Origin of the sequence: Hydrogenophaga sp. (assembly GCF_014773545.1) — a bacterium.
GTDB lineage: Bacteria > Pseudomonadota > Gammaproteobacteria > Burkholderiales > Burkholderiaceae_C > Hydrogenophaga.
This window is the reverse complement of sequence record NZ_SDDV01000007.1, coordinates 1-25,551: the sequence shown is the minus strand read 5'-3', so window position 1 is coordinate 25,551 and position 25,551 is coordinate 1. Positions and strand designations below refer to the sequence as shown.

The 25,551-nt window shown below is 63.6% G+C and carries 22 protein-coding genes and 1 pseudogene; 12 read left to right on the top strand and 11 right to left on the bottom strand.

Annotated elements, in window-relative coordinates; all coding sequences use genetic code 11:
• The first annotated feature begins 24 nt into the window (after positions 1 to 24).
• From EST26_RS06820 to EST26_RS06800, 5 genes are all read left to right on the top strand, one after another.
• Positions 25 to 1,743, top strand: a complete 1,719-nt coding sequence (locus EST26_RS06820; protein WP_291066456.1) for an asparagine synthase-related protein — start codon at positions 25 to 27, stop codon at positions 1,741 to 1,743.
• 5 nt (positions 1,744 to 1,748) lie between these two features.
• Complete coding sequence (locus EST26_RS06815) at positions 1,749 to 2,663, top strand: glycosyltransferase (RefSeq protein ID WP_291066455.1); 915 nt, start codon at positions 1,749 to 1,751, stop codon at positions 2,661 to 2,663.
• 46 nt (positions 2,664 to 2,709) lie between these two features.
• On the top strand, positions 2,710 to 3,330 hold the full coding sequence (locus tag EST26_RS06810; protein ID WP_291066453.1) for a methyltransferase domain-containing protein: 621 nt from the start codon (positions 2,710 to 2,712) through the stop codon (positions 3,328 to 3,330).
• Between the two features lie 98 nt (positions 3,331 to 3,428).
• Complete coding sequence (gene parC / locus EST26_RS06805; RefSeq protein ID WP_291066451.1) at positions 3,429 to 5,765, top strand: DNA topoisomerase IV subunit A; 2,337 nt, start codon at positions 3,429 to 3,431, stop codon at positions 5,763 to 5,765.
• A gap of 124 nt (positions 5,766 to 5,889) precedes the next feature.
• Entirely contained in the window at positions 5,890 to 8,163 is a 2,274-nt protein-coding gene (locus tag EST26_RS06800) for a YgiQ family radical SAM protein (protein WP_291066449.1), read from the top strand.
• A 210-nt stretch (positions 8,164 to 8,373) separates the two neighbouring features.
• Here EST26_RS06800 and ruvA read toward each other — a convergent pair whose 3' ends face one another.
• Positions 8,374 to 8,952, bottom strand: coding sequence for a Holliday junction branch migration protein RuvA (gene ruvA, locus EST26_RS06795; protein WP_291066447.1), 579 nt, complete (start codon positions 8,950 to 8,952; stop codon positions 8,374 to 8,376).
• A 29-nt stretch (positions 8,953 to 8,981) separates the two neighbouring features.
• On the opposite strand from ruvA, the gene EST26_RS06790 reads away from it, so the two are divergent.
• The 3 genes from EST26_RS06790 to ybeY are packed head-to-tail and all read left to right on the top strand — an operon-like array spanning position 8,982 to position 10,933.
• On the top strand, positions 8,982 to 9,986 hold the full coding sequence (locus tag EST26_RS06790) for a PhoH family protein (protein WP_291066445.1): 1,005 nt from the start codon (positions 8,982 to 8,984) through the stop codon (positions 9,984 to 9,986).
• A gap of 33 nt (positions 9,987 to 10,019) precedes the next feature.
• Positions 10,020 to 10,439, top strand: a complete 420-nt coding sequence (locus EST26_RS06785; RefSeq protein WP_291066443.1) for an MliC family protein — start codon at positions 10,020 to 10,022, stop codon at positions 10,437 to 10,439.
• Between the two features lie 29 nt (positions 10,440 to 10,468).
• A complete protein-coding gene (gene ybeY / locus EST26_RS06780) occupies positions 10,469 to 10,933 on the top strand; it encodes an rRNA maturation RNase YbeY (RefSeq protein ID WP_291066441.1) in 465 nt (154 codons plus the stop codon).
• A gap of 55 nt (positions 10,934 to 10,988) precedes the next feature.
• Here ybeY and EST26_RS06775 read toward each other — a convergent pair whose 3' ends face one another.
• On the bottom strand, positions 10,989 to 11,948 hold the full coding sequence (locus EST26_RS06775) for a cation diffusion facilitator family transporter (protein ID WP_291066439.1): 960 nt from the start codon (positions 11,946 to 11,948) through the stop codon (positions 10,989 to 10,991).
• On the bottom strand, positions 11,948 to 13,210 hold the full coding sequence (gene tyrS, locus EST26_RS06770) for a tyrosine--tRNA ligase (RefSeq protein ID WP_291066437.1): 1,263 nt from the start codon (positions 13,208 to 13,210) through the stop codon (positions 11,948 to 11,950). The genes EST26_RS06775 and tyrS overlap by 1 nt, the downstream gene beginning before the upstream one ends.
• A 195-nt stretch (positions 13,211 to 13,405) precedes the next feature.
• Here tyrS and EST26_RS06765 point away from each other — a divergent pair, with 195 nt between their 5' ends.
• Positions 13,406 to 14,770 (top strand): M23 family metallopeptidase, encoded by a 1,365-nt coding sequence (locus EST26_RS06765; protein ID WP_291066435.1) that lies wholly within the window; start codon positions 13,406 to 13,408, stop codon positions 14,768 to 14,770.
• Positions 14,771 to 14,850: 80 nt separating this feature from the next.
• Here the strand turns inward: EST26_RS06765 and EST26_RS06760 are convergent, their stop codons facing one another.
• From EST26_RS06760 to EST26_RS06725, 8 genes are all read right to left on the bottom strand, one after another.
• The gene (locus tag EST26_RS06760; protein WP_291066433.1) at positions 14,851 to 15,150 is read right to left on the bottom strand and encodes a hypothetical protein; all 300 of its coding nucleotides are present in this window, start codon (positions 15,148 to 15,150) and stop codon (positions 14,851 to 14,853) included.
• 17 nt (positions 15,151 to 15,167) lie between these two features.
• Positions 15,168 to 15,422 (bottom strand): MoaD/ThiS family protein, encoded by a 255-nt coding sequence (locus tag EST26_RS06755; RefSeq protein WP_291066431.1) that lies wholly within the window; start codon positions 15,420 to 15,422, stop codon positions 15,168 to 15,170.
• A gap of 4 nt (positions 15,423 to 15,426) precedes the next feature.
• Complete coding sequence (locus EST26_RS06750; RefSeq protein ID WP_291066429.1) at positions 15,427 to 16,737, bottom strand: FAD-dependent oxidoreductase; 1,311 nt, start codon at positions 16,735 to 16,737, stop codon at positions 15,427 to 15,429.
• 79 nt (positions 16,738 to 16,816) lie between these two features.
• Entirely contained in the window at positions 16,817 to 18,664 is a 1,848-nt protein-coding gene (locus EST26_RS06745; protein ID WP_291066427.1) for an aldehyde ferredoxin oxidoreductase family protein, read from the bottom strand.
• A gap of 26 nt (positions 18,665 to 18,690) precedes the next feature.
• Positions 18,691 to 19,167 carry a 4Fe-4S dicluster domain-containing protein gene (locus tag EST26_RS06740; RefSeq protein WP_291066425.1) on the bottom strand — a complete coding sequence of 159 codons (477 nt, stop codon included), beginning with the start codon at positions 19,165 to 19,167 and terminating at the stop codon, positions 18,691 to 18,693.
• Between the two features lie 144 nt (positions 19,168 to 19,311).
• Positions 19,312 to 20,625 (bottom strand): serine--tRNA ligase, encoded by a 1,314-nt coding sequence (serS, locus tag EST26_RS06735; protein WP_291066423.1) that lies wholly within the window; start codon positions 20,623 to 20,625, stop codon positions 19,312 to 19,314.
• Positions 20,626 to 20,669: 44 nt separating this feature from the next.
• Positions 20,670 to 21,641, bottom strand: a complete 972-nt coding sequence (gene ispH, locus EST26_RS06730) for a 4-hydroxy-3-methylbut-2-enyl diphosphate reductase (protein ID WP_291066422.1) — start codon at positions 21,639 to 21,641, stop codon at positions 20,670 to 20,672.
• Entirely contained in the window at positions 21,641 to 22,087 is a 447-nt protein-coding gene (locus EST26_RS06725; RefSeq protein ID WP_291066420.1) for an FKBP-type peptidyl-prolyl cis-trans isomerase, read from the bottom strand. Before EST26_RS06725 ends, ispH begins: the two co-directional genes overlap by 1 nt.
• A gap of 110 nt (positions 22,088 to 22,197) precedes the next feature.
• Here EST26_RS06725 and radC point away from each other — a divergent pair, with 110 nt between their 5' ends.
• From radC to EST26_RS06710, 3 genes and pseudogenes are all read left to right on the top strand, one after another.
• Positions 22,198 to 22,890 (top strand): DNA repair protein RadC, encoded by a 693-nt coding sequence (gene radC / locus EST26_RS06720; RefSeq protein WP_291066418.1) that lies wholly within the window; start codon positions 22,198 to 22,200, stop codon positions 22,888 to 22,890.
• Between the two features lie 127 nt (positions 22,891 to 23,017).
• A complete protein-coding gene (locus EST26_RS06715) occupies positions 23,018 to 23,890 on the top strand; it encodes a site-specific integrase (protein ID WP_291066416.1) in 873 nt (290 codons plus the stop codon).
• 7 nt (positions 23,891 to 23,897) lie between these two features.
• Positions 23,898 to 25,080, top strand: a pseudogene (locus tag EST26_RS06710) (IS91 family transposase).
• The last annotated feature ends 471 nt before the right edge of the window (positions 25,081 to 25,551 follow it).

The following is a 25,551-nucleotide window of genomic DNA, read 5'->3' as shown; positions in this document are numbered from 1 at the left end:
GTTTAATCGTTGAGATTAATTTTTATGCAGTTTTTTTCGGGTATTGTCAGCCTAAGTCAATCTACTTCGGTTTCGCATCAGCAAATTGAGCTGCTCGAGCGCACGCTCAGCAGACATGCTGGGGATCGTCCACGGATTTTTTTGGGTGACCGTCATGCTGTCGCTCACGTCGACCTGCAGTCGAGTCCTTCGGCTGTCGTGTGGCATGACAGTGATGGCAGTCTGGCCTGCCTGGCCGGTGACCCGGTCATTGCGTGCGCAGATGGTGCTGCTGAGCCGTCTTTGGCTATTTCCATTTTGCATAAGGATTGGCAAATCGGCCGCAGCGATGTGCTGCAGCGCGCGCGCGGCACGTTTTGCTGCGTACATCTGGACCCCGCAGCAGATCGGATTCGTTTGGCTAGCGACAAGCTCGGCATACGCCCGCTTTATTATGCGCGCAGCAACGACTGCTTGATCTTTTCCTGCAGCCTGCGCATGATGCTGGTGCTAGCTCCTCACTTGAATTACCCGCGTGACTTGACTGCGTGCGCGCAGCAGTCTGCCATGGGCTACATACTGTCGAATCGGACTGTGCACGAGCATATCCGACGTTTGGCTCCCGGCGTGCTGCTTGATATTGTTGCCGGTCAACCTGCAGAATCTGTCTATTGGGATTGGAGTCGTCTGAGTCCCTTCACGCTCGATCGTTCTGCTTTGTGCAACGAGTTGCAGCATTGTTTTTCACAGGCCGTGCACTTGCGTCTTGGCAGCCAGCATTCAGCCGTGGCTCAGTTGTCTGGAGGACTGGACTCGCGCTGCGTGATAGCCGCCATGCGTCAAGCGGGCGCACAGGTGCACTCGATAAATTTTGCCCCGGCTGGGTCGGTTGATTGCGTGCTGGGCAGGCAGGCCGCACAGGCTTTGGGCACGCACCATTTTGAGCTGCAAAAGAGCGCACCCGCTGGCGCCAACCTAAGGATATTTGCTCATCAGCAGTGGCGGCTTGGTTTGGGTGCAGATGAATTGCCAGAACTACCCCATCAGGTTTGGTCTGGACATGGTGGTGATGCGGTGCTGGCGCAAACCACCGCCACTCCCGATTTGCTGTTGGCGCAGCAATCGGGCGATGTGGAAAAGGTGTTGCAGATTTTTTTTCGCAACAGCGGATTTTTCTTGCCCAGGCATATTTTTCGCACCAAACACTATGCGATCATCTTGGCTGCGCTGAATCGTTCAGTACATGCTGAATTGCAGCGATGCACCAGTACCGAGTTGGCTCGCGGTTTGCGCACCTTCATTGTCACGCAGGAAATTCGTGGCGAATTCCTGCCGTCTCACTTTGAAGACTTGGATTTGCACCGGATCGATTATGTGCTGCCGTTTTGTGATGCCGATTTTGTGGCGCTGGCTTTGTCAGCCCCGCCCGAGTGGCTGGCGCGTCATCGATTGTATTACCAATGGTTGTCTACTTTTCCTGCGGCGGTGCAAGCGGTTCCTTGGCAGGCATACCCGAACAGCGATCCCTGTCCTGTTCCTGAGCCGCTTGGTTTGCGCAATCAGTGGACGGACGGCTGGCTGCCGGCAGGTGAAAGGCGTTTAAATCAGCGCCGGCAGCTCGATCTTTATAAGCAGATGCTTGAGCGCAACGATTTTCCGCATGAACTGCTGCATCATGGCAAGCTTTTGTTTGCGTACCTTTTGGGTCGGATCGGTTTTTTGCGTTACATCTATCTGCTGCAGGCAGCCAAGCCATTCATATAGTCTTTATGTCGCAACGGGTTTTGGCATTCAATTCGATTGAGGTGCTCATGTCAGTCAAGTTCAGGCGTGCGATTGCGGTGTTTGCGCACAATGAGGCAAGGAATATCATCGATTGCCTCGATCACATCAAGGCCGCCAGCGGGCCGGGCGACGTTTGTTATGTGCTAAACAACGGCAGCACCGACGCCACCGACGGTTTGGTGCGCGCCTATGCTGCAAGCAATGATTTTTGCCGCCTGATCATCATCTCCATCGGCGACAAGGCGAATGCCTGGAATGTGTTTGTCCATGAATTGAACGTGCAGGCTGACCTCTATGTGTTTACCGACGGCGATTGCACCATTTCCCGCGCCAGTCTGGATGCTCTGGAGGCCGGCTTGGCGGCGCAGCCCTGCATCCACGCCGCCACCGGTGTGCCGACTGAGCGCGCATCGTCCCGGCTGCGCCAGCAGATTCTTGCCAGCGGTGGTCTGGTGGGCAATCTTTATGCCCTGTCGGCTGAATTCGTGACCCGACTCAGGGCGCAGCATGTGCGCCTGCCGGTCGGTTTGATTGGCGATGACTCGCTGGTTGGTTCCTTGGCCTACTGGGACTTGAATCCCAGGCAGGAGTGGAAGCGGGAGCATGTGGTGGCTTGTCCGGCGGCAACTTTTTCTTACCGCAAACTGTCCCCCCTTTCGTTGGCAGATCTGCGTCTTTACTATCGCAGAAAAATCCGCTACAGCCTGCGTCATTTTCAAGGGCAACTCCTGCGGGCGCCGCTGAAGGCGCAGGGCTTGTCTGCATTGCCGTCCCACATAGCTCATTTGTACGCTGATGCTTCAGTTTCTATCCCCTTGGTCTGGCGCGGCTGGGATACCTGGTTTGATTTTCTTGCGCTGCGCAAAATCAAGCAGCAGCGCAATCGGATGAGGCCTTGACTTGCTCTTTGCTGTCCTTGCCAGCTTATTCTTTTGAGGCCATTTCATGTTGACACGAATTTATCAGAATTATTTAGCCGAGCGTCTGCCGCCGCAGCAAGTCAAGGCGTGGTTGAGCAAGCTTGGCTATGACCACCGGCACTGGACCCGGCCGGTCATGCATGAGGCTTGTACCAGGCTGCTGGCCGACATTGGCCTGAGCAAGCTCGATGTGCTGGAAATCTCTGCTGGCGAGCATTGGCGCAGCTTGCCGTTTCGCAGCTTCCAGGAAATGAATTATCCCGCCTACGATATATGCACCGATGTCATTGAGGCAGATGTCAATCTGATCATTGCCGATCAGGTGTTCGAGCATCTTTTGTGGCCCTACCGAGCGGCCCGGAATATTCATTCCATGCTGCCGGCCGGTGGTTATTTTCTTATGACTACGCCGTTTTTGATAAAATATCACCCGATTCCCCACGATTGCACCCGTTGGACTGAAACCGGCTTGAAGTATTTTCTGGCCGAAGCGGGCTTTCCACTCGACCAGGTCGTCACGGGTTCCTGGGGCAATCGCGCTTGCGTGCGGGCGAATTTCAGTCATTGGGCCAGGCGTGGCTGGTTTGGTTCCTTGAAAAATGAGCCTGATTTCCCGGTCACAGTCTGGGCGCTGGCGCGCAAATGAGGTCTGCTCGACGTCTGCTGCTCAAGCCATGCAGCAGACGCCTTGGTTGACGGTATTGAGCTTGCGTTCTCTCTATTTCGGTTTTTTTGTCTGGTTTTATGTCTGTTGATTTATTCAGCCCTGCAGCAGTTGTGGCGCAGGCCGACGGTCTGGCTGCCTATGCGCAGCGCGCCTATCTTGAATATGCGCTTTCAGTCGTCAAGGGTCGGGCCCTGCCCGACGTCTGCGATGGGCAAAAACCGGTGCAGCGGCGCATTTTGTACGCCATGAGCCGCATGGGCCTGGGCCAGACGGGCAACACGGCGGCCAAGCCGGTCAAGTGTGCGCGCGTCGTGGGGGATGTGCTCGGTCGCTTCCACCCGCACGGCGACCAGGCCGCTTACGATGCCCTGGTGCGCATGGCGCAAGATTTTTCACAACGCTACCCGTTGATCGACGGTCAGGGCAATTTTGGCTCGCGCGACGGTGATGGCGCCGCTGCGATGCGCTACACAGAAGCCCGTTTGGCAAAAATTTCAGCGCTCTTGCTCGATGAAATCGATGAATCCACGGTTGATTTTGTGCCCAACTACGACGGCTCGACCGATGAGCCCAAGCAGTTGCCGGCGCGTTTGCCGTTCAATCTGCTCAATGGTGCCTCTGGAATAGCAGTCGGTTTGGCGACCGAAATTCCGAGCCACCATCTGCGCGAGGTGGCTGATGCCTGCGTGGCCTTGCTGAAAAACCCCCAACTCAGCGACGACGATTTGTTCCGCATCATTCCCGGGCCAGACTACCCCGCTGGCGGCCAGATCATCAGCCCCGCCAGCGACATTGCGCTCGCCTACCGCAGCGGCCGTGGCAGCCTCAAGGTACGTGCGCGCTGGAAATTTGAAGACCTCGCGCGCGGCCAGTGGCAGATGGTGGTAACTGAACTGCCACCAGGCGTCAGCGCCCAACGGGTGCTACAAGAGGTCGAGGAACTGACCAACCCCAAGCTCAAGGCGGGGAAAAAAGCGCTGTTGCCGGAGCAACTGCAACTCAAGGCCCGGCTGTTGCAACTGCTGGACGCGGTGCGCGACGAATCGAGCAAAGACGCGCCGGTGCGTCTGTTGTTTGAACCCAAGAGCAGCCGCATCGGTCAGCAAGAACTCATCAGCGTGCTGCTGGCGCACACCAGTCTGGAAACCTCGGCCCCGATCAACCTCACCGTGGTCGGACTGGACGGGCGGCCGATGCAAAAGTCGCTGCGGCAGCTCTTGTCCGAGTGGCTGGATTTTCGTCAGCAGACGCTGGCGCGCCGTTCTCGCCATCGTCTGGCCAAGGTGCAAGATCGCATGCACGTGCTCGAAGGGCGGCAGGTCGTGTTGCTCAACGTCGACGAGGTGATCGCTCTGATCCGACACAGCGATGAGCCCAAGGCCGCTTTGATCGAGCGTTTTCGACTCAGTGAGCGTCAGGCCGAAGACATTCTAGAGCTCAGGCTGCGCCAGCTTGCCCGGCTCGAGGCGATTCGGATCGAGCAGGAACTGCTGCAATTGCACCAGGAACAAGGTGTTTTGCAAGACATTCTGGCCCATCCGGCCAGTTTGAAGCGTTTGCTGGTGCGCGAGATCGAACGCGATGGCAACACCTTTGCCGATGCGCGCCGCACGCTGATTCAGGCGCAGAAGAGCAGCGCCGTCGATGTCAAGCCGATCGACGAGCCGGTCACGGTGGTGATCTCTACCAAGGGCTGGGTGCGCGCGCGCAGCGGCCACGGTCACGACCCGACCAGCTTTGCTTTCAAGGCCGGTGATGGTTTGTACGGGGTATTCGAGTGCCGCACGGTGGATGCGCTGATCGTCTTTGGCAGTCGCGGCAGGGTGTACTCGGTGCCGGTGGCCGCTCTTCCCAATGCGCGCGGCGACGGCCAGCCCATCACCAGCTTGATCGAGCTCGAAAGCGGTACGCTGGCGCTGCACTATTTCGCTGGCCCGACCAACGCCGTGCTGTTGCTCAGCAGCAGCGGGGGTTACGGTTTTCTGGTTGCACTCGACAACCTGCTGTCGCGCCAGAAAGCCGGCAAGGCCTTCGTGGCTTTGAATCAGGGCGAAACGCTGTGCGCCCCATCGCACGTCGCCAACGGTTCGGGCAGCCAGCCGCCGACTGCGGCCACCCATGTGTGCTGCGTCTCCCAGGGCGGGCGCGTCCTGACATTTGAGATCGGTGAACTCAAGCACATGGACAAGGGCGGTCGCGGCCTGTTGCTGATCGACCTGGACGAGCAAGACGCACTGGCTGGTGCTGCCGCGTACTGCCGCAGCGTGAAAATCGAAGGGGTCGCTCGCAATGGCCAGTCGCGCGAGCAAACGCTGGAGATTCGCAGTTTGAACAACGCCCGCGCGGCACGCGCCCGCAAGGGCAAAGCGACCGACATGGGCTTCAAGCCGGCTCGGGTGAACCGAGTGGATTGAACCTAAATCCGGCAGTTGACCGTGCGGGCGTGCGCGTGCGAGGCCCCGCAACAGCCTCAAACCCTGCGCAGGCACGGATATGGGGCAAGCCCTACACTCGAGCTCAAGCTATGTTTTTCTTTTCATGAACGCTCCGGTCGACGTTTCCTTTTTCGAGCGCGCAGCCAAACCCCTTTCCAGCTATCGCCCGTATTGGGCCAAGCGCTTTGGGGTGGCACCGTTTTTGCCCATGAGCCGGCTGGAGATGGAGCAGCTTGGCTGGGACAGTTGCGACATCGTGCTGGTCACCGGTGACGCCTACGTCGATCACCCCAGTTTTGGCATGGCGGTGGTGGGGCGGGTGCTGGAAGCGCAGGGTTTTCGTGTCGGCATCATTGCCCAGCCCGATTGGCACAGCGCAGACGCCTTCAAGGCGCTGGGTCGGCCGAATCTGTTTTGGGGTGTGACGGCCGGCAACATGGATTCGATGATCAACCGCTACACGGCAGACCGGAAAATCCGCAGCGACGACGCTTACACACCAGGTGACGTGGGCGGGCGCAGGCCCGACCGTGCCGCCATTGTTTACAGCCAGCGCTGCCGAGAAGCTTACAAGGACGTGCCCATCGTGCTGGGCGGCATCGAAGCCAGCCTGCGCCGCATCGCACACTACGACTACTGGAGCGACAAGGTGCGACGCTCGATCGTGGTCGACAGCAAATGCGATTTGCTGCTGTACGGCAACGCCGAACGCGCGCTGGTGGAAGTGGCACACCGGCTGGCAGCGCGCCAGGCGCTGGAACAGATCACCGACGTGCGCGGCACCGCCTTTGTGCGCCGCTCGGGCGACCCGAGCGGGGACGCCTGGTTCGAGATCGACTCGACCGAGATTGACCGGCCCGGCCGCGTCGAGCAGCACCTCAGCCCGTATCAAAGCAGCGCTGAACAAGCGCGCGCACGGGGGGGCGAATGCAGCGCCGGCGCCGCAGAGCAAACGCCGGCCAGGCCGATGGTGTTCCAGCGTTCAGCAAGCACTCCTGTGCCGCGCGAGCGCAGCGTGATACGCCTGCCAAGTTACGAGCAAGTCAAAAGCGATCCGGTGCTGTATGCCCACGCCAGCCGTGTGCTGCACCTCGAAACCAACCCCGGCAACGCGCGCGCGCTGGTGCAGGCACACGGTGTGGGCACAGCGGCGCGTGATGTCTGGATCAATCCACCGCCGATTCCGCTGTCCACCGCCGAGATGGATGAGGTGTTCGACCTGCCCTATGCGCGCAGCCCGCACCCGGCCTACGCCGACGCACAGGGCCGCTTCGATGGCGCAAGCAAAATTCCGGCTTGGGAGATGATCCGCTTTTCGGTCAACATCATGCGCGGCTGCTTTGGCGGTTGCAGTTTTTGCTCCATCACCGAGCACGAAGGCCGCATCATCCAGAGCCGCTCGGAGGATTCGATCATTCGCGAGCTGCAGGAAATTCGCGACAAGGTCGAAGGCTTTACCGGCGTCATCTCAGACTTGGGCGGGCCAACCGCCAACATGTACCGCCTGGGCTGCAAAAGCCCGGCCATAGAATCCGCTTGCCGCAAGCCGAGCTGCGTCTATCCGGGCATTTGCAGCAACCTGCACACCGATCACGACCCCTTGATTCAAATCTACCGCCGCGCGCGTGCGCTGCGCGGCATCAAAAAGGTCTTGATAGGCTCCGGTCTGCGTTACGACCTGGCGCTCAAAAGCCCGGAATACGTCAAGGAACTGGTGCAGCACCACGTCGGCGGCTACCTCAAGATCGCGCCTGAGCACACCGAAGCCGGCCCTTTGTCAAAAATGATGAAGCCCGGCATTGGCAGCTACGAGCGCTTTGCGCAGTTGTTTCGAAAATACAGCGAGGAAGCAGGAAAAAAGCAGTACCTGATTCCGTACTTCATTGCCGCCCACCCCGGCACCAGCGACCAAGACATGATGAACTTGGCGCTGTGGCTGAAAAAGAACGGCTTTCGGGCCGACCAGGTGCAAACCTTCTACCCCAGCCCGATGGCCAGCGCCACGGCCATGTACCACAGCGCTCTCAATCCGCTCAAAGGGATTCACCGCGACGCCCGCGCCGAGCGGGTCGATGTGGTGCGCGGCGAAAAGCGCCGCCGCCTGCACAAGGCCTTTTTGCGCTACCACGACCCGAACAACTGGCCTCTGCTGCGCGAGGCGCTCAAGCAGATGGGCCGCGCCGACCTGATCGGCAACGGCAAGCAACACCTGATTCCCACTTTTCAGCCGCTGGGTGACGGCGGCTACCAGAGCGCCCGGCGCAAAAACAGCACACCGGTGACCGCGGGCGGTCGTTTGCTCACGCAGCACACGGGCCTGCCGCCGCGCCCGCGTGCAGCGGCACAGGGCGGGCGAAAACCGAAATCGCCTGCTTGAGCGCTCATCCGGGCAGTACAAGGTTTGGACAGCGCGCCGCGTTCAAGAAAAGGCGTGCCGCGCTCAAACCCAAGCGCAGACGCCCGTGTGATGTTGCCCTGCGAGTTTACGAACGCTGCCCTGGGTGCCCATATGACCCGCAACAACCGACCTCCCATGCCAACTGCCGCCACCCAGCGCGCCCTTGGCAGCGCCTGCGGCTGCACCCGATTAGCGCGTCAACGCCTTGATGGCCCATTTGATGCCGTCGCTCACTCCCAGCTCAGGCGGCAGCGTCTTCAAAGCCAGCGCGGCGTCTTTGTCGCTGTAGCCCAGCGCCAGCAGCGCCTGTTCGATGTCGTTTTGCACCCCGCTGCGCGCCACGTCGACGGTGCGCAGGCCGCTGTCGGGGCCAAACTTGCCCTTGAGTTCGAGCAGCAGGCGTTCGGCGGTTTTCTTGCCTATGCCTGGCACCTTGATCAGGCGTGCCGCCTCTTGCGTGCCAATGGCCTGCGCCAATTCGTCCACACTCAAACCCGAGAGCACGGCCAGCGCCATGCGCGGGCCAATGCCACTGATCTTGATGAGTTGGCGAAAAGCGGTGCGCTCAGTCGCACTGGCAAAACCGTACAAAAGCTGCGCGTCCTCGCGCACCACGAAATGCGTCAGCAGCGAGACTTCTGCACCGATCTGCGGCAGCTTGTAAAAGGTGCTCATGGGCACGTCAAGCTCGTAGCCGACGCCCTGGCAGTCGAGCAAAATCTGGGGCGGGTTTTTCTCCCACAGCGTGCCAGTCAACTTGCCTATCATTGCGTCATTCCTTTGACTGGATTATCGGTTTGATTCTCAGACACACCTTCTCCCCGCCCGACAACCTGCGCATGAGCCACCTGTGCGGTCCGCTGGACGCCCACCTGCGCAGCATAGAGGCGGCACTGCAAGTCAAACTGGCGCACCGCTTCGAGCAATTCCGCATCGAAGGCCCCAAGGCCCGGGCCACGCAGGCCTTGCTGGTGCTGCAAGCCCTGCATGAAATGGCGCGCAAACCGATTGCGGCCGAACAGGTACAGCTCATGCTCAGCTTTGATTCCGCGCAGGCCGAGTCCGGCGTGGCGGCACTGGGCATGCAGACCCGACGCGGCGAAGTGCGCGGGCGCACCCCGGCCCAGACGCGCTACCTGGAAAACATGGCCACGCACGATATCAGCTTTGCGATTGGCCCGGCCGGCACCGGCAAGACCTATCTGGCGGTGGCCTGCGCGGTCGATGCGCTCGAACGCGGCGCGGTGCAGCGCATCGTGCTGACCCGCCCGGCAGTGGAAGCGGGTGAGAAGCTGGGTTTTTTGCCCGGCGACCTGGGCCAGAAAGTTGACCCCTACCTGCGCCCGCTGTACGATGCGCTGTACGAGCTGATGGGCACCGACAAGGTGCAAAAAGCGTTCGAGCGCCAGCAAATCGAGATCGCGCCGCTGGCCTTCATGCGCGGGCGCACGCTCAACCACGCCTTTGTGATTCTGGATGAAGCGCAAAACACCACGGTCGAACAGATGAAGATGTTTCTCACCCGCATCGGCTTTGGCGCCAAGGCGGTGGTGACCGGCGACGTCAGCCAGATCGACCTGCCCAGCAGCCAACTGAGCGGTCTGATCGACGCCGAACGCGTGTTGCGCCGCGTCAGCGGAATTTCCGTCATCCACCTGAGCAGCGCCGACGTGGTGCGCCACCCGCTGGTGGCCCGCATCGTCGACGCCTACGAGGCGCGCAGCCTTGCTGGCGTGGACGAAGCAGCAACGCCGCGACCGCGCCGGCGCCCGCGTGTGGCCGCTCCCCCGTCTGCGGCCTGAGCGGCCAACCGTCTTTTGTTCCTGCCTGCCGCTGTGAAATACCTGCTCAGCGCTGTGGCGCTGGCGTTGCTGCTGGCCTGCAGCAAACCCGATCCGGTCTTGCACCCGCTGCACTGGCAGGCTACGCCACCAACCAGCAGCCCGCGCTTTGAGCACCCGAACTGGAGTGCGCAGACCGTGGTTTACCGCTGCGCCGCGCAGGTGCGACTGGCGGTGAGCTATCTCGACCTGAAAGATGGCACCCGGTTTGCCCACGTTTACTACCAAGGCAGTCTGGCCATCCTGCAAGCCCGCCCCACCCCCGCTGGCCTGCGCTACATCGCGCTCGACGAGCAACGCAGCCTGCGCTGGAACCAGCGCGCCGACGCCAGCTTTCTGAGCTTTCTGGCCGCCGACCACACCGCCACCGAACAAGTGCTGCTGCAAGACTGCCGGGCCGAAGCGCTAGCTTGACGCGGCCATGACCTGAAGCACACGACCGCATGCCCCTGCCCCATCTTGCCCTCTCGCTGCAATTTTCCCGACTGAGCGACGCCGCGCCGCACCGCACCGCGCTGGCGCGCTGGCGCGTCGCACGCTGGCTTCGCCACGCTTTAGAGTCCGACGCCGAGATCGCGGTGCGCGTCGTCGACGCCGACGAAGGCCGCGCGCTCAACCGCGACTACCGGGGCAAAGACTACGCCACCAACGTGCTGACCTTTGACTACGCACGGCAGCCGCTGTTGATGGCCGACCTGGTGCTGTGCGCGCCGGTGGTGGCGCAAGAAGCTGAGCAACTGGGCATTGCACTGCAGGCGCACTACGCTCACCTGCTGGTGCATGGCACGCTGCACGCACAAGGCCACGAACACGAAAGCAATGAGTCCGACGCGCTGGCCATGGAAGCGCTGGAGAGCCAGTTGCTGCTGCGTCTGGGCTTTGCCGATCCCTACCCAGCGCTTCGATAGAGCGCGACCGACCAACGCTGAAACCAGGCCTGGCGCACGCGCTGCAACAAGGCGATCACGGCACGTCCTCCTCGGCGTCGAAACGCGCCTCGACCTCACTGGGCAGCAACTGGATGCCAGCGCGCAGGCCCGGCACCGCACGCATCAGCTCGTGCTCCACACGGGTGCGAACCGCCGCTGCCTGACCCAGTGACCAAGACGCCGGCAGGTGCAGGTGCAGGTCGACGTAGCGGCGCTGGCCGGCGCGTCGGGTCTGGACGTGGTCAAAGCGCAGCAGGCCGGGGCGCTCGGGGTCGGTGAAGCGCGCCAGCACGGCCTCGATCTGCGCTTGCACGTCCGGCTCGAGCGCATGATCCATCAGGCCGTCGCTGGAGCGGCGCAGCAAGCGCACGGCAACGCGCAAGATATTGAACGCCACCAGCAGCGCGACCAATGGGTCCAGCCAGAGCCAGCCGGTGAAATAGACCGCCGCCACACCGAGCACGACGCCGGCGGTGCTGAACACGTCGGTCAGCAAGTGGCGCGCGTCGGCCTGCACCGCTTCGGCCCCCGCGACGCCGCTGGCCCGGTAGAGGCGCGCGGCGTGCAGCATCAGCGCCGCCAGCAGCCCGTTGAGCACGGCGCTGGCCAGCGACAAACTCAGACCCAGGCCCAGCGCGGCCAGCGGCTGCGGATTGAACAAGCGATCGACCGCAGTCCAGCCGATGGCCAGCGCCGCCCCCAGGATCAGCACGCCCTCGAAGCCGCTGGAAAAATACTCGGCCTTGGTGTGGCCGTAGGGATGGTTCGAATCGGCCGGGCGCTGCGCAACAGTCACCATCGCCAGGGCAAACAGCGCGCTGGCGAGGTTGACGAACGACTCCAGCGCGTCCGACAACAGACCAACCGAGCCGCTGACCTGCCAGGCCAGCACCTTGAGCGCCAGCGTCAGCAAAGCGACGAAAACCGAGGCGACCAGCAGTTGCCGGGGCGTGTACCCAGCCCGACCCTGGCGTGCTGCGCGCACAGCGGCCATCAGCTCAGCGTGACGCGCGCAAACCTGCGCTTGCCGACTTGCAGCACATAGCAACCCGGGCCGAGCTTGAGCCCCTTGTCACTGAGCACGCCGCCGTCGATGCGCACACCGCCGCCGTCGATCAGGCGGTTGGCCTCACTGCTGGAAGGAACCAAGCCAGCCGACTTGAGCATCTGCGCCACACCGAGCGGCGCGCCGCTCAGGCTCAGCTCTGGCATCTGATCGGGCACACCGCCTTGGCTGCGGTGAATGAAGTCCTGCTCGGCCGCCTGGGCGGCGCCCGCGCTGTGAAAGCGGGTGGTGATTTCCCTGGCCAGCAGCACCTTGGCGTCTTTGGGGTTGCGTCCCGCCGCCACTTCGCGCCGCAGCGCCTCGATTTCGGCCAGCGGACGCAGCGACAACAGCGGGTACCAGCGCCACATCAGCACGTCTGAAATGCTCAGCACCTTGGCAAACATGGTGTTGGCGGGTTCGGTGATGCCGATGGTGTTGTTCTTGCTCTTGGACATTTTGTCCACGCCGTCCAGCCCTTCGAGCAGCGGCATGGTCAGAATGCACTGCGGCTCCTGAGCGTATTCCTGCTGCAGGTGACGGCCCATCAGCAGGTTGAACTTCTGGTCGGTGCCGCCGAGTTCCAGATCACTCCTGAGCGCGACCGAGTCGTAACCTTGCAGCAGCGGGTAAAGGAATTCGTGCACCGAGATCGCAGACCCGTTGCGCAGGCGCTCGTGAAAGTCATTGCGCTCCATCATGCGCGCCACCGTGTAACGGGCGGCGAGCCCGATCATGCCGCTGGCGCCCAGCGGCTCGCACCATTCGCTGTTGTAGCGAATCTCGGTTTTATGTGGGTCCAGCACCAGGCTGGCCTGCTGGCAATAGGTCTGCGCGTTGGCCTTGATCTGCTCGGGCGTCAGCGGCGGGCGCGTGTTGTTGCGTCCGGAAGGGTCGCCAATCAGGCTGGTGAAGTCACCAATCAGGAAAATCACCTGATGCCCCAGGTCTTGCAACTGACGCATCTTGTTGAGCACCACAGTGTGGCCCAGGTGAATGTCGGGCGCGGTCGGATCGAGTCCGAGCTTGATGCGCAGCGCAACGCCGCTGGCCTGAGCACGCTGCAGCTTCTTCACCCAGTCGTCCAGCGGGATCAGCTCTTCGGCGCCACGCAGCGTCACGGCCAGCGCCTGGCGCACACCGTCTGTCGGCTCGACCCCGGAAACGGTCGGATTCTTAACACTTTCGAAGTCTTTTGAGCTGGGGTTCATGTGGGTTATTTGGGCCGACACGGCCCTGGTTCTGGCTATACTGCGCTGCGCGGGTGCTTTCCCGCCGATTTTAGAGGGCTGGCTGGTGCCGCCCACATCCACAGCGCAGGCCATGGGTAAGGTCAAACCGTCTGCCCCGCGCCATCGTTCAACCTTTCGCACACCGCCTTGCGGTGTGCAAGCCAGGACTGCATTTTGATCAAATCAAGCCTCACCTCGCTGTTCGAACGCGCTCAATCCGCCCGCCAGAGCATTTTGCGCCATCCGCGTCGCGTCATGGCTGGCGTGGGCGCGCTGCTGCTGGGCACCGGCGTCACCGCTTTCGGCATTGCCCCGCTGGTGCCCACGGCTTCGAACCTGCCGGTCACTCAGGTGGTTGAATCCCTTAGCCTGGGGCCACTGTCCATCGCACCCTTGTCGGCGCCATCGGTGCCGCTGACGCTGTACCGCAGCGAAAACGTGCGCCGCGACGACTCCCCGCAAAGCCTGCTGCAGCGCCTGGGCGTGAACGACCCGGCAGCGCTGCGCTTCCTGCGCAGCGACGCAAGCGCGCGCTTGCTGTTTGGCAATCGCGGCAGCACCGCAGTCACCGCACAGACCAATGATCGCGGCGAGCTGTTGCGGCTTACCGCTCGCTGGTTGCCCTCAGATGAAAACCTGCGCAGCTTCAACCGCCTGCAGATCGAGCGCCAGGGCCAGGAGTGGGTGGCCCGACTCGAAAGCGGTGAACTCAGCACCAGCACCCGCCTGAGTGGTGGGCTCATTCGCAGCTCCTTGTTTGCCGCCACTGACGCGGCCAACATTCCCGATGCGGTGGCGGTGCAACTGGCCGAGCTGTTCTCGAACGAAATCGACTTTCGCAACGACCTGCGCGCGGGCGACCGCTTCAGCGTGGTGTACGAGGTTTTGCAAGCCGACGGTCAGGCACTGGGCAGCGGCCGCCTGCTGAGCGCCGAATTCATCAACAACAAAAAATCGTACGCCAAGGTCTGGTTTGGCGAACCCGGCACCCCAGGTGCTTATTTTGGCTTCGACGGCCAGATGGCCCAGCAGCGCTTTTTGGCCTCGCCCTTGCAATTCACCCGCGTCAGCAGCGGTTTTGGCATGCGCTTTCATCCGGTACACGGGGTGCGCAGGGCCCATTTGGGCGTTGACTTCGCCGCACCCACCGGAACGCCGGTGCGCACGGTCAGCGACGGCGTGGTTCAATTCGTCGGCTTTCAGCGCGGCTTTGGCAACGTGGTATTCGTCCAGCACGAGGACGACATTGTCACCGTCTACGCCCACCTGAGCCGCATGGACGTGCGCCGTGGCCAGCGCCTGAGCCGGGGCGAAAACCTGGGCGCCGTCGGCTGCACCGGCACCTGCACCGGCCCGCACCTGCACTTTGAGATTCATGAGAACGGCGTACCGCTCGATCCGCTGCTGGCCTTGCGCAACATGGCCGCCGAAAGCGTGGCCCTGAATCCGCAGTTGCAGGCACGCTTTGACGCGGTGGCGCAGGCCCAGCGTCAAAAACTCGACGCCGCCAGCACCTTGCAGCAAGCCAGCGCCGAATGAGTGCGGCCGCCGTTCTGAGCCGCCTGTCGAATGGCTTCAGCTAAAGCGCCCCAGCGCCCCAGCCAAATGCGCCCATTCCTTCAGCCACCGCCGCGTTGCACGTACAGGTCAAAGCGGCGCATGAAGGCCGCTTGCTGCGCCGCGTCCAGACCCTGAAAAGAAAAATCGACCTGCAACACCGGCAGCCGCAACAAAGCCATGCAGCGCGGTGCCAGGGGCTGCCACTGCAGTTGCAGGTGGCCGTCAGGAAATTCAACTCGGGCGCTGGCGCCCGCCTGCTGCCAGGCATGCTCGCCAATCGCCGCTGGCAGGCAGCGCAGCCATTCGGCTTCGCTGCAACCCATCTCCCGCCGAAACGTTTCGGCGCCGTTGGCTGGCATGGCGGCGCCACCCATGCTCAGCCACCGGCAATCGGCGGCCAGATTGCCAGCACGTCGTCGGGGGAGAGAGTGGTGTTCAAACGGGCCTGCGGCTCGACGTACTTTCCATTCACCAACACCAGATGCACCAGCCTGGGTGGCAGGCCAAAGGATTCGATGATCTGGTTGATGCTGGCACCCGGCTCCACCTCGATCTCGACCAGATTGCTGCGCCGCGCTGACGCAGGGAGGTAGTCGGTCAGGGTGGCAAACAGCTTGACGGTGATTTTCATGTTCTCAAGCGCCGGCGCGGCGGCGCTGGTCGGTCGCCCCGCTCCACCCACCCTGCCCTTGCGCGCAAGCCAGATAAGCCTGCATCAAGCAGGTCGGATCGTGCAGCAACCGGTCTTTCCACTCGCCCAAGCGCACCTGGCCTTCAACCAAGCCGCGCAGCACGCCGACGTGCTCGGTCCAGCCGACCGCGTTGCAACCGACCAGCACGTCGTCTCGGAATTGCAGGCTGAGGTGTTTGCCATGCGCCTGGTCGGTCAGCTCCACGTGCTCGCCGCCGGGCACGCCCCCCCAGTGGCCAAAACTGGCGCTGATCAGGCCCAGGGTGTCGAGCACATTGATCTGCGTGACGCCGCGCAGCTCGGTGGCCAGCCCCAGCATGTTGAGCGCTGCCACACGCGCTTGTTCAACCGCGTTGGGCTGAATGGCGCTGACGATGGACGTGCCGCTGACTTTGTCAAACGCCTCGGCACAGTCGCCAGCGGCGTAGATGCCGGCCACATTGGTTTGCAGGTGCTCGTCGGTCAGCACGCCTTGCAAACAGGTGATGCCGGAATGCTCCAGAAAACCGATCGCCGGGCGCACGCCGGTGGCGCTGATGACCAGATCGGCCGCCAGCGTCTGCCCGTTCGACAGCCGCACGCGCAGACCGCTGGCCTGTGCCGACGCAGCGCCTGCCGCCAGCGGCTCGATCGCTTCGACCCGGGTTCCGGTGCAGACCTGCACCCCCTGGCGCTGGCACCAGGCGCGTATCATGCCGCCGGCCACCGCACCCATCATGCGCGCCAGCATGCGCTCGCCCCTCTCCACCACCGTGAGCTGCACACCACGCTGCTTGAGCGCTTCCATGGTGATGCATCCAATAAAGCCGGCGCCCATTTGCAGCACGCGGGCTCCAGGCCGGGCCAGCCTGGCAATCGCGCGCGCGTCTTCCAGCGTCCAGCAAGAATGGACGCCGGCTGAGTCGATACCGGCAATCGGCGGGCGCAAGGGGTGCGAACCGGTGGCGATCAGCAGGCGGTCAAAGCCGAGCACCTGTCCGTTGTCCAGACGCACCGTGCGGCCCGGCGCGTCGACCTGGGTGGCGCGGGCGCGAACGATATGCAGGCGCGCCTCATCGTAGTGGCTCTCGCGCAGGCGCAAATGGGTGCCGCGCTCGTCGATCTGGCCCATCAGCAGATACGGAATCGCCATGCGCGAATACGGCGTCTCAGGCTCATCGCCCACCAGGGTGATGCGGTCGGCCGGCGCGTGCTTGCGCAGGGTATCCGCCGCGATCACGCCGGCCGGGCCGGCGCCGAGAATGAGGTGGTGCATGTCGGTTTTCCGCAAGGCTCAAGGGCGGTGCGCCGAATGTCCCTGCTTTTTTGGGCCAGACGCGCACGGGCGGCAAGACTCAGAGACCCAGCCGGGCCCTGGTTTCGACGGTCGGTCGGCCCTCGTGGTCCCAGCCGCGCGCAGCGTAGTATCCCGGCAGCATCTCGGCCAGCATACTGACCTTGCCGGTGGCCGGGCCGGTCTTGCAGGCTTCGGTCAGCAAGCGCTTGGGCAGCGTGTCATCGGCCCGGGTGAAACCGGCGGCATTGTTGAACTCGCGCTCCATGTTCCAGATGCGTTCGCCAATGTGGTTGAGCTGCTCCAGGGTGAATTCTTCGCCGCAGGCGGCCTGCACCTGGGGCGCCACGTCGGCCAGCGTCCAGGCAAAACTGGTGAAGACGCAGATGCCCGCCGAATCGAAGGCGGCAGTGGCGTCCTGAAACGCCTTGACCAGTTCGGGCTTGCCCTGGTGTTCCAACGGATCTGTCTTGACCGGAATGCCCAGCACCTCGGAGGCGACGGTGTAGCCGCGCAAGTGGCAGGCGCCGCGGTTGCTGGTGGCGTAGGCCAGGCCCATGCCCTGAATCGCGCGGCCGTCGTAGGCCGGAAACTCCTGGCCCTTGACGCTCATCGACAAATCGGGGTGGCCATATTTTGCGCTCAGGCGCTTCGATCCCTGGCCGAGTTCCTTGCCGAAGCCCTCGCCTCGGGCGGTAATTTCGGCAAAGTGGACCAAAGCCTGTGCCGATCCAAACCCGGCCTTGATACCCAACTGCTCGGCGCTCAGCACCCCCATTTCGTACAGCTCCATCACCGCGCCGACAGTGGCGCCAAAGCTGATCGGGTCCATGCCCTCTTCGTTGCACAACAGATTGGCGTATTGCAAGGCTTCGAGGTCGTTGACGCCGTTGGCCGCGCCCAGCGCCCAGGCGGCTTCGTACTCCAGGCCACCGCTGGCACCCCAGTACTCGGGCTTGTTGGCCACCGAAAAATGCGTCTGGTCAATCTTGCTGATGCGCCCACAGGCGATGGTGCAGCCAAAGCAGGCCTGGTTGGTCACCAACTGCTTCTTGCCGTCAGATGCGCGCGGCGTGGCCATGGCTTCGGCCGAAATATCCCTGGCACCTTCAAAGGCGTTGTCGCGATGGTTGCGGGTCGGCAAGGCACCGATCTCGTTGATCACGTTCATCAGCACCTGGGTGCCGTAGGTGGGCAGACCCTGGCCGGTGACGGCGTTGTCGGCCAACACTTTTTTGGCCGCCTTGGTGGCCGCCATGAACGCCTTGGGATGGCGGATGTTGCCCACGCCCTGGGTGCCGCGCACCGCAATGGCCTTGAGGTTTTTGCTGCCCATGACAGCGCCCACGCCCGAGCGGCCGGCAGCGCGGTGCAGATCGTTCACCACCGACGCGAACAACACGCTGTTTTCACCCGCCTTACCAATGCTGGAGACCCGCAGCAGCGGGTCTTGCAGGCGGGTCTTGAGCGCGGCCTCGGTCTTCCAGACGCTCTGACCCCACAGCTCGGAGGCGTCGCGCAGCTCGGCTGTGTCATCGCTGATGTGGAGGAAGACCGGCTGGGGCGAGCGGCCCTCAAAAATAACCATGTCCCAACCGGCCATTTTCAGCTCGGCACCCCAGTAGCCACCCGAGTTGGAGCAGGCAATGGCACCGGTCAGCGGGCTCTTGGTGATAACGGTGTAGCGCCCGCCGGTGGATGCCATGGTGCCGGTCAGCGGGCCGGTGGCCCAGATGATTTTGTTGTCGGGCGACAGCGGATCGACCCGGGGGTCGATTTCGCTGCTCAGGTACTTGCTGCCCAGACCGCGCGAACCCAGGTAGGCTCGCGCCCACGCCATGTTCAAGGGTTCGCTGCTGATGCGGCCCGCGCTCAGATTGACGCGAAGAATTTTTCCGGCCCAAGACATGATGCTGCTCCTTCGGTGGATGGGGGTCAGGCGGCGGCGGACTGGTTGCCCAGCTTGTCGGCCCACTGTTTCATTCTGTCGATGCCGCTCCAGTTGGCGTCGATGAAGGTGATGGCTGCCGTTGGGCAGGCATCGGCGCAGGCCGGATCACCGCCGCAGAGATCGCACTTTTGCACCTTGCCGGTTTCCTGCACGTAGTTGATGGTGCCAAACGGGCAGGCAATGGTGCAGACCTTGCAGCCGACGCAGGTGCTCTCGTTGACCACCTTGGCGCCGGTGGCCCGGTCGACTTGAATCGCCTCGACCGGGCAGGCGTGCAGGCACCAGGCCTCGTCGCACTGGGTGCAGGTGTAGGGGACTTTCTTGCCGGTGTGGTGGAAGTCAAACACCTTGATGCGCGACTTGGAGGTTGCGAAAATGCCGTAGTTCTCGAATGAACAAGCCATTTCGCACTGCAGGCAGCCGGTGCATTTATCTGGGTTGATGTGCAAGGCTTTGTGCATCTGACGCTCCTGTGGGGTGGTGGCGCCTGGGTGCGAACGGCGCCATGCCTATGAAGGAAATTGCCTACCCATTGTGCGAGCGTATGGTGATTTTGTGCTCAGGGTTAACCCGGTGTCACGTGCTGGCTGCGCAGCGCAGCCGCTTCAGCCCAAGCTCAGCCGCTCGCAGCCGCCCAGATAAGGCCGCAGGGCCGACGGCACCTGCACGCTGGCGTCGGCGTTCTGGTGGTTTTCCAGCAGCGCCACCAGCGCGCGGCCGACCGCCAGGCCGGAACCGTTGAGCGTATGCACCAGCTCGTTCTTGCCCTGCGCGTTCTTGAAGCGCGCTTGCAGCCGCCGGGCCTGAAACGCCTCGCAGTTGGAGACCGAGCTGATCTCGCGGTAGCAGCCCTGCGTCGGCACCCAGACCTCCAGATCGTAGGTCTTGCTGGCGCTAAAACCCATGTCGCCGCTGCACAGGGCCATCACCCGGTAGGGCAGTTCAAGCCTTTGCAGCACCGCCTCGGCGTGGCCAGTCATGGCCTCGAGCGCGGCGGCGCTGTGCTCGGGATGGACGATTTGCACCAGCTCGACCTTGTCGAACTGGTGCTGGCGGATCATGCCGCGCGTGTCGCGCCCGGCGCTGCCGGCCTCAGAGCGAAAACAAGGCGTGAGTGCGACCAACTTGAGCGGCAATTCGGCCTGCGCCAGCACACAGTCGCGCACCAGGTTGGTCAGCGGCACTTCGGCGGTGGGAATCAGGTACAGCGCCTGCGCATCGCAGGCAGCCAGACCGTCTTGACCGCCTTTGCTGACGGCGAACAAATCGGCTTCAAACTTGGGCAACTGGCCGGTACCGCGCAAGGTCTCGGCGTTGACGATGTAGGGCGTGTAGCACTCGGTGTAGCCGTGTGCCTGGGTTTGCAGGTCCAGCATGAACTGGCCCAGCGCGCGGTGCAGGCGCGCCACCGGGCCGCGCATGAAGTTAAAGCGCGCCCCGGCCAGCTTGGCGCCGGTGTCAAAGTCAAGCCCGAGCGCCTGGCCGATTTCGACGTGATCGCGCAGCGGAAAATCAAACACCCGCGGCACGCCCCAGCGGCGCAGCTCGACGTTGCCGTGCTCGTCGCTGCCCAGCGGAACACTCTCGTGCGGCAGATTGGGCACCAGCAGCAGCAAGGCCTGCAGCTCGGCTTGAATCTGCTCCAGCCGAGCGGCCGAGCCGTCGAGCTCGTCCTTGAGGGCGGCCACCTGCGCCAGCAGCGCGCCGGCGCTTTCGCCCTTGGCTTTGCACTGGCCGATCTGGCGCGACAGGCTGTTGCGCTGGCTTTGCAACTCTTCGGTGCGGGTTTGCAGCGTCTTGCGCTCGGACTCCAGGGCGGTAAATGCCGCCACGTCCAGATAGGTCTGGGGCTGTTGGCGCGTTTGCAACCGGGCCAGCACGGCGGCCAGGTCTTTTCTGAGTTGAACAATGTCTAGCATACGGCCATTGTAGTTTTGCCCCCGCGCCGGCCCGGCGCGTGGCTTCAGGGCCGAGGGGCGGGTGCCGTCGCCACGGGCTCCGACTCCTTGAGCCCCTTGGGCAGCGGGAACTTGATGGTTTCGCTCAAACCGTCCATGCGGCGCAGCGCAATCACGCCCAGCTCGCGCAGGCGCGCTATCACCTGCTGCACCAGGATGTCGGGCGCCGAAGCGCCGGCGCTCAGCCCGACGCGGGCGCGGCCTTCGAACCAGCCGGCTTGCAACTCGTCGGCGTTGTCCACCATGTGGCTGGGCGTGCCCAGCTTGAGCGCCACCTCGCGCAGCCGGTTGCTGTTGGAGCTGGCCGGGCTGCCGACCACGATCACGATGTCGACCTGCGGGCTCAGCAGCTTGATCGCATCTTGCCGGTTCTGCGTGGCGTAGCAGATGTCTTGCTGCTTGGGGCTGCGCACCGTGGGAAAGCGCGCTTGCACCGCCGCCAGGATGTCGGCTGCATCGTCCACGCTGAGCGTGGTCTGCGTCACCACCGCCAGCTTGTCGGTCTGCGCCGGCTGCACGCGCGCCACGTCGGATGCGTCCTCCACCAGGTGGATGCCGCTGTCGAGCTGACCCATGGTGCCCTCGACCTCCGGATGGCCCTTATGGCCGATCATGATGAACTCAAAGCCCTCCCGGTGCAGCTTGGCCACCTCGACGTGTACCTTGGACACCAGCGGACAGGTGGCATCGAAAATCCTGAAGCCACGGCGCTGCGCCTGCTCTTGCACTGCTTTGCTCACGCCGTGGGCTGAAAACACCAGCGTGGCGCCGGGCGGCACGTCGTCCAGGTCTTCAATGAAAACCGCGCCCTTGGCCTTGAGGTCGTTGACCACATAGGTGTTGTGCACGATTTCATGCCGCACATAAATGGGCCGCCCAAACTTGGTCAGCGCGCGCTCGACGATTTCGATCGCGCGATCGACGCCAGCACAAAAGCCGCGCGGCTCGGCCAATACGATTTCTTGCGGTCCAGCCATCACAAAACCCCTATCAGTTGCAACTCAAACCGCACCGGCTGGCCGGCCAGCGGGTGGTTGAAGTCAAACAACAACGCGCCATCCGGACCCAGCTCGAGCACCGAACCGGCATAACGACCCTGACCGTCGGGGGTGGGAAATTGCACCACGTCACCGACGGCGTAAACCTGCTGCGGATCGCCCAGGCGCTCGAGCAACTGGCGCGCCACCCACTGCACCAGTTGCGCCTGGCGCGAACCAAAGGCCTCGCCAGCGGCAAACTCGAGCACGCTGCGGCTGCCTTCGTGCAGTCCGATCAGGCCTTGCTCGATGGCGGGCGAGAGCTCGCCTGCACCCAGGCTGAGCGTGGCGGGCGAGCCGCCAAAGGTATCGATGACGACCCTGCCCTGCGGCCCTGACAGGCGATAGTGCAAGGTGAGGAAAGAGCCTGCTTGGACCTGAGTCATAAACGAGATGAGGAAGGTGGCTGGGATAGGTGCTGCGCAGGGGCCGGGCGGCGTGCGCTCACCGACAGCGGTCATTGTAGAAAGCGACACAAAGCTGGAAGGGAAAACCCATGAATGGCCTTGCCACGCCCGGGCTGAAAAACCTGCCGCTCGACGCACGCCCGCGCGAAAAGCTGCTCGCCCGCGGCCCCGCCGCGCTGAGCGACGTCGAACTGCTGGCGCTGCTGCTGCGCACCGGCATGGCCGGCAAGCACGTGCTGCAACTGGCACAAGAGCTGCTGGAGCGCTTTGGCGGCGTGGCCGGCCTGCTGCACACCAGCGCCGACGCGCTCAAAATCATCAAGGGCCTGGGGCCGGCCAAACGCGCCGAGGTGGTGGCGGTGCTGGAACTCGCGCGCCGGGCGCTGGCGCAGGAGCTCAAGCAAAAACCGCTGTTCGACAGCCCGCAGGCGGTGCGCGATTATCTGCAACTGCAGTTGGGCGCGCGCGCGCACGAAGTCTTTGCGCTGCTGTTTCTGGACAGCCAGAACCGGCTGATCGAATTCGAGGAACTGTTTCGCGGCACGCTGACGCAGTCCAGTGTCTACCCACGCGAAGTGGTGCTGCGCGCCCTGCACCACCACGCCGCTGCGGTGGTGCTGGCGCACAACCACCCCAGCGGCACCGCCCAACCCTCGCGCGCCGACGAAGCGCTCACCCAGGCACTGAAAGCCGCGCTGGCGCTGATAGACGTGCGCGTGCTGGACCACTTCATCGTCACGCGCGAGCAAGCGGTGTCGATGGCCGAGTTGGGGCTGCTCTGATAATGCTGAGTTGAACTAAACCGCTGACGCGGTGGTTGGCACTCTGGTGCTGCCACCGCGTTTTGCATGGGGTTGTGAGCTTGACAGCCTTGGAGACGGGAATGTTCCCGGTTTCAAGGAGAAGGCAATGACCCCGCTTCGTCAACGCATGCTCGAAGCCATGGTGCTGCGCGGCATGGCAACGCGCACCCAGGAGGCATACACCGAGGCCGTCGCGCGTCTGGCGCGCCACTACCGGCGCAGCCCGGACACCCTCACGGCCCTGGAGGTACAGCGCTACCTGCTGCACCAGATACAAGACAAACACCTCTCGCGCTCCAGCGTCAACCAGTACGCCAGCGCCTGCCGCTTTCTCTACGGCACCGTGCTGGGGCTGGATGGCAAAGCCTTCGAGATCCCGCTGGCGCCAGCGCCCCAGAAGTTGCCCGAGATCCTCTCGCGCCAGGAGCTGACCCGACTGTTTGCCGTGGCCCGGCACGCGAAGTCGCGCACCTTCCTGATGGCAGCCTATGGAACGGGTCTGCGCCTGTCGGAGCTGTGCCACCTGCGGGTGCGCGACATCGACAGCGCCGCCGACCGCATGTGCATCCGAGTCGAGCAAGGCAAGGGCGGCAAAGACCGCTACGTGCCGCTGGCACCCGATGTGCTGGAACTGTTGCGCGCGTGGTGGCAAGTGGGGCGCCCCCGGCAGTGGCTGTTCGTGGCGCAAAGCGACCCTGGCCAGCCGCTGCAGCCCGAGAGCGCCCAGCGCTGGTACCGCGCGGCCTGCGCGCACGCGGGCATCACCAAACGCGGCGGCATCCACACCCTGCGCCACTGCTGGGCCACGCACCTGCTCGAAGCCGGGGTGGACCTGCACAGCCTCTCGCAGTGGCTGGGCCACAGCCAGGTGAGCACCACCACGCGCTACCTGCACCTGGCGCGTCCGGACGCACCCGATGGCGCGCGCAGCCAGCCGCTGGCTCTGCTGAGCCAGCTGGCGCCGGTGATCCGCCAGTGAGGCGGTCATGGCCACCACGCTGGCCCAGGTGCTGCGGCACTTTGGAGCCAAATACCTCAGCGGGCACCGCCTGAGCACAGTGCAGGCCCGTGCCTGGCGCGCCATCGTGGCCTGCCGCACAGCGGCGCTGGGCGGCCAGCAACTGGCCTGCGACGGTTGCGGGGCGCCGCAGTGGCGCTGGCACTCGTGTCGCAACCGGCATTGCCCGCAGTGCCAGAGCCGGGCGCGCGATAACTGGCGCAGCGCACGCCTGGCCGAGCTGCTCAATGTGCCGTATTGCCATCTGGTCTTCACCCTGCCGCACGAGTTGAACGCGCTGGCCGGTGTTCACCCGCGCTGGGTCTTTGATGCGCTGATGCAGTGCACGGCGGCCACGCTGCCAACCCGCGCTGGCTGGGCGGCACGGGCGCCTTCACGCTGGTGCTGCACACCTGGACGCAGGACCTGCGCCGCCACCTGCATGTGCACGCGCTCATGGCCTGTGGGGCACTGCAGCGCGACGGTGAAGGAAACACCCGGTGGGTCATGCCCCAGCGAGCGCCGGACTTCCTGTTCCCGGTCAAAGCGCTGATTGAGAAGTGTTTCGGGGCAAGTTTCTAGCAGCGCTGGTGCAGGCTGAACAATCGGGCGCACTTGCGCGCGACCCGGCGCAGACGCAAAACGAGCGCAGTCAGCGCCTGGCCGCGCTGCGCCACCACGACTGGGTGGTGTACGCCAAGACCCCGATGGCTGGGCCCGCAGCGGTGCTGGACTACCTCCGCTACACGCACCGCACGGCGGTGGGCAACGAGCGCTTGTTGGGCATCGAGGGGGACGCGGTGCGCTTGCGTGTGCGCGCCAACGACTCAGGCGGCAAACGCGTGCTGCAGATTGCCGGGGACGAGTTCATTGGCCGCTTGCTGCAACACGTGTTGCCCGCTGGGTTCAAACGCATCCGGAACGTTGGGCTGCTGGCGCCGGCGAGCAAGGGCGAGCGCCTGAGCCAGGCCAGGGCGTTGCTGCAGATGCCCCAGCCGCAGCCGCAGGCCACCTGGGACGCGCAGGCCTTCATGCGGCGGGTGGCGGCGCTGGAGATCGACACCTGTCCCCACTGCCGAATGGGACGGCTGCGGCTGGTGCAGTTGCTGGGGCCGCAGCGCAGCAGATCGACCGGTCCAACCCGAGAGGCTGCCTGCCGGGGGCCGCCATGAATGCGGCCGGGCACGCTTTGAAGAATCACCGCCAGCCACGCCGGTGTGGCCGTGGGCTCACCTGCGCCCCCAGGGGCGTGAGCGCCGGTGGTGACACGGGCAAAGCCTGCAAGCAGGCTCGGTCGTGCGCTGTGCAGGGCGAAACCGACCTCTCCAACGTGGTCAGCACCACACAATGGGCGCTCCCAGCGGCCTTTGGGATTGCCCGAATCGGCGGTTGAAGCTTACACTGCCCATTCACAAGAACACACGCCGCCACCTCGCGCGGTTCAGTCCAACAAGGTTTATCAGCCGCAAGGGAGGCCCATGATGAATTCACACGTTGCTTTGCGGCTGATAAACGCTGTTCGTTAGGCCACTCAACAGGCGCCGTCCTCGGCTCACCAAAATATGCCCCTTGCCCTAGCCAAAGTACCGTATAGCCAGCTCAACTCGCGCCAGCGTGAGTCGCACAACTATCAGAAGGTGTCC

What these genes read in the sequence shown, in the direction of transcription:
- ispH (WP_291066422.1), bottom strand. Translation starts at nt 21,641, where the DNA reads ATGGCTGGACCGCAAGAAATCGTATTGGCCGAGCCGCGCGGCTTTTGT.
- EST26_RS06745 (WP_291066427.1), bottom strand. Translation starts at nt 18,664, where the DNA reads ATGTCTTGGGCCGGAAAAATTCTTCGCGTCAATCTGAGCGCGGGCCGC.
- EST26_RS06740 (WP_291066425.1), bottom strand. Translation starts at nt 19,167, where the DNA reads ATGCACAAAGCCTTGCACATCAACCCAGATAAATGCACCGGCTGCCTG.
- EST26_RS06755 (WP_291066431.1), bottom strand. Translation starts at nt 15,422, where the DNA reads ATGAAAATCACCGTCAAGCTGTTTGCCACCCTGACCGACTACCTCCCT.
- EST26_RS06725 (WP_291066420.1), bottom strand. Translation starts at nt 22,087, where the DNA reads ATGACTCAGGTCCAAGCAGGCTCTTTCCTCACCTTGCACTATCGCCTG.
- radC (WP_291066418.1), top strand. Translation starts at nt 22,198, where the DNA reads ATGAATGGCCTTGCCACGCCCGGGCTGAAAAACCTGCCGCTCGACGCA.
- EST26_RS06820 (WP_291066456.1), top strand. Translation starts at nt 25, where the DNA reads ATGCAGTTTTTTTCGGGTATTGTCAGCCTAAGTCAATCTACTTCGGTT.
- EST26_RS06810 (WP_291066453.1), top strand. Translation starts at nt 2,710, where the DNA reads ATGTTGACACGAATTTATCAGAATTATTTAGCCGAGCGTCTGCCGCCG.
- ybeY (WP_291066441.1), top strand. Translation starts at nt 10,469, where the DNA reads ATGCCCCTGCCCCATCTTGCCCTCTCGCTGCAATTTTCCCGACTGAGC.
- ruvA (WP_291066447.1), bottom strand. Translation starts at nt 8,952, where the DNA reads ATGATAGGCAAGTTGACTGGCACGCTGTGGGAGAAAAACCCGCCCCAG.
- tyrS (WP_291066437.1), bottom strand. Translation starts at nt 13,210, where the DNA reads ATGAACCCCAGCTCAAAAGACTTCGAAAGTGTTAAGAATCCGACCGTT.
- EST26_RS06760 (WP_291066433.1), bottom strand. Translation starts at nt 15,150, where the DNA reads ATGCCAGCCAACGGCGCCGAAACGTTTCGGCGGGAGATGGGTTGCAGC.
- EST26_RS06750 (WP_291066429.1), bottom strand. Translation starts at nt 16,737, where the DNA reads ATGCACCACCTCATTCTCGGCGCCGGCCCGGCCGGCGTGATCGCGGCG.
- EST26_RS06800 (WP_291066449.1), top strand. Translation starts at nt 5,890, where the DNA reads ATGAACGCTCCGGTCGACGTTTCCTTTTTCGAGCGCGCAGCCAAACCC.
- EST26_RS06715 (WP_291066416.1), top strand. Translation starts at nt 23,018, where the DNA reads ATGACCCCGCTTCGTCAACGCATGCTCGAAGCCATGGTGCTGCGCGGC.
- parC (WP_291066451.1), top strand. Translation starts at nt 3,429, where the DNA reads ATGTCTGTTGATTTATTCAGCCCTGCAGCAGTTGTGGCGCAGGCCGAC.
- serS (WP_291066423.1), bottom strand. Translation starts at nt 20,625, where the DNA reads ATGCTAGACATTGTTCAACTCAGAAAAGACCTGGCCGCCGTGCTGGCC.
- EST26_RS06815 (WP_291066455.1), top strand. Translation starts at nt 1,749, where the DNA reads ATGTCGCAACGGGTTTTGGCATTCAATTCGATTGAGGTGCTCATGTCA.
- EST26_RS06775 (WP_291066439.1), bottom strand. Translation starts at nt 11,948, where the DNA reads ATGGCCGCTGTGCGCGCAGCACGCCAGGGTCGGGCTGGGTACACGCCC.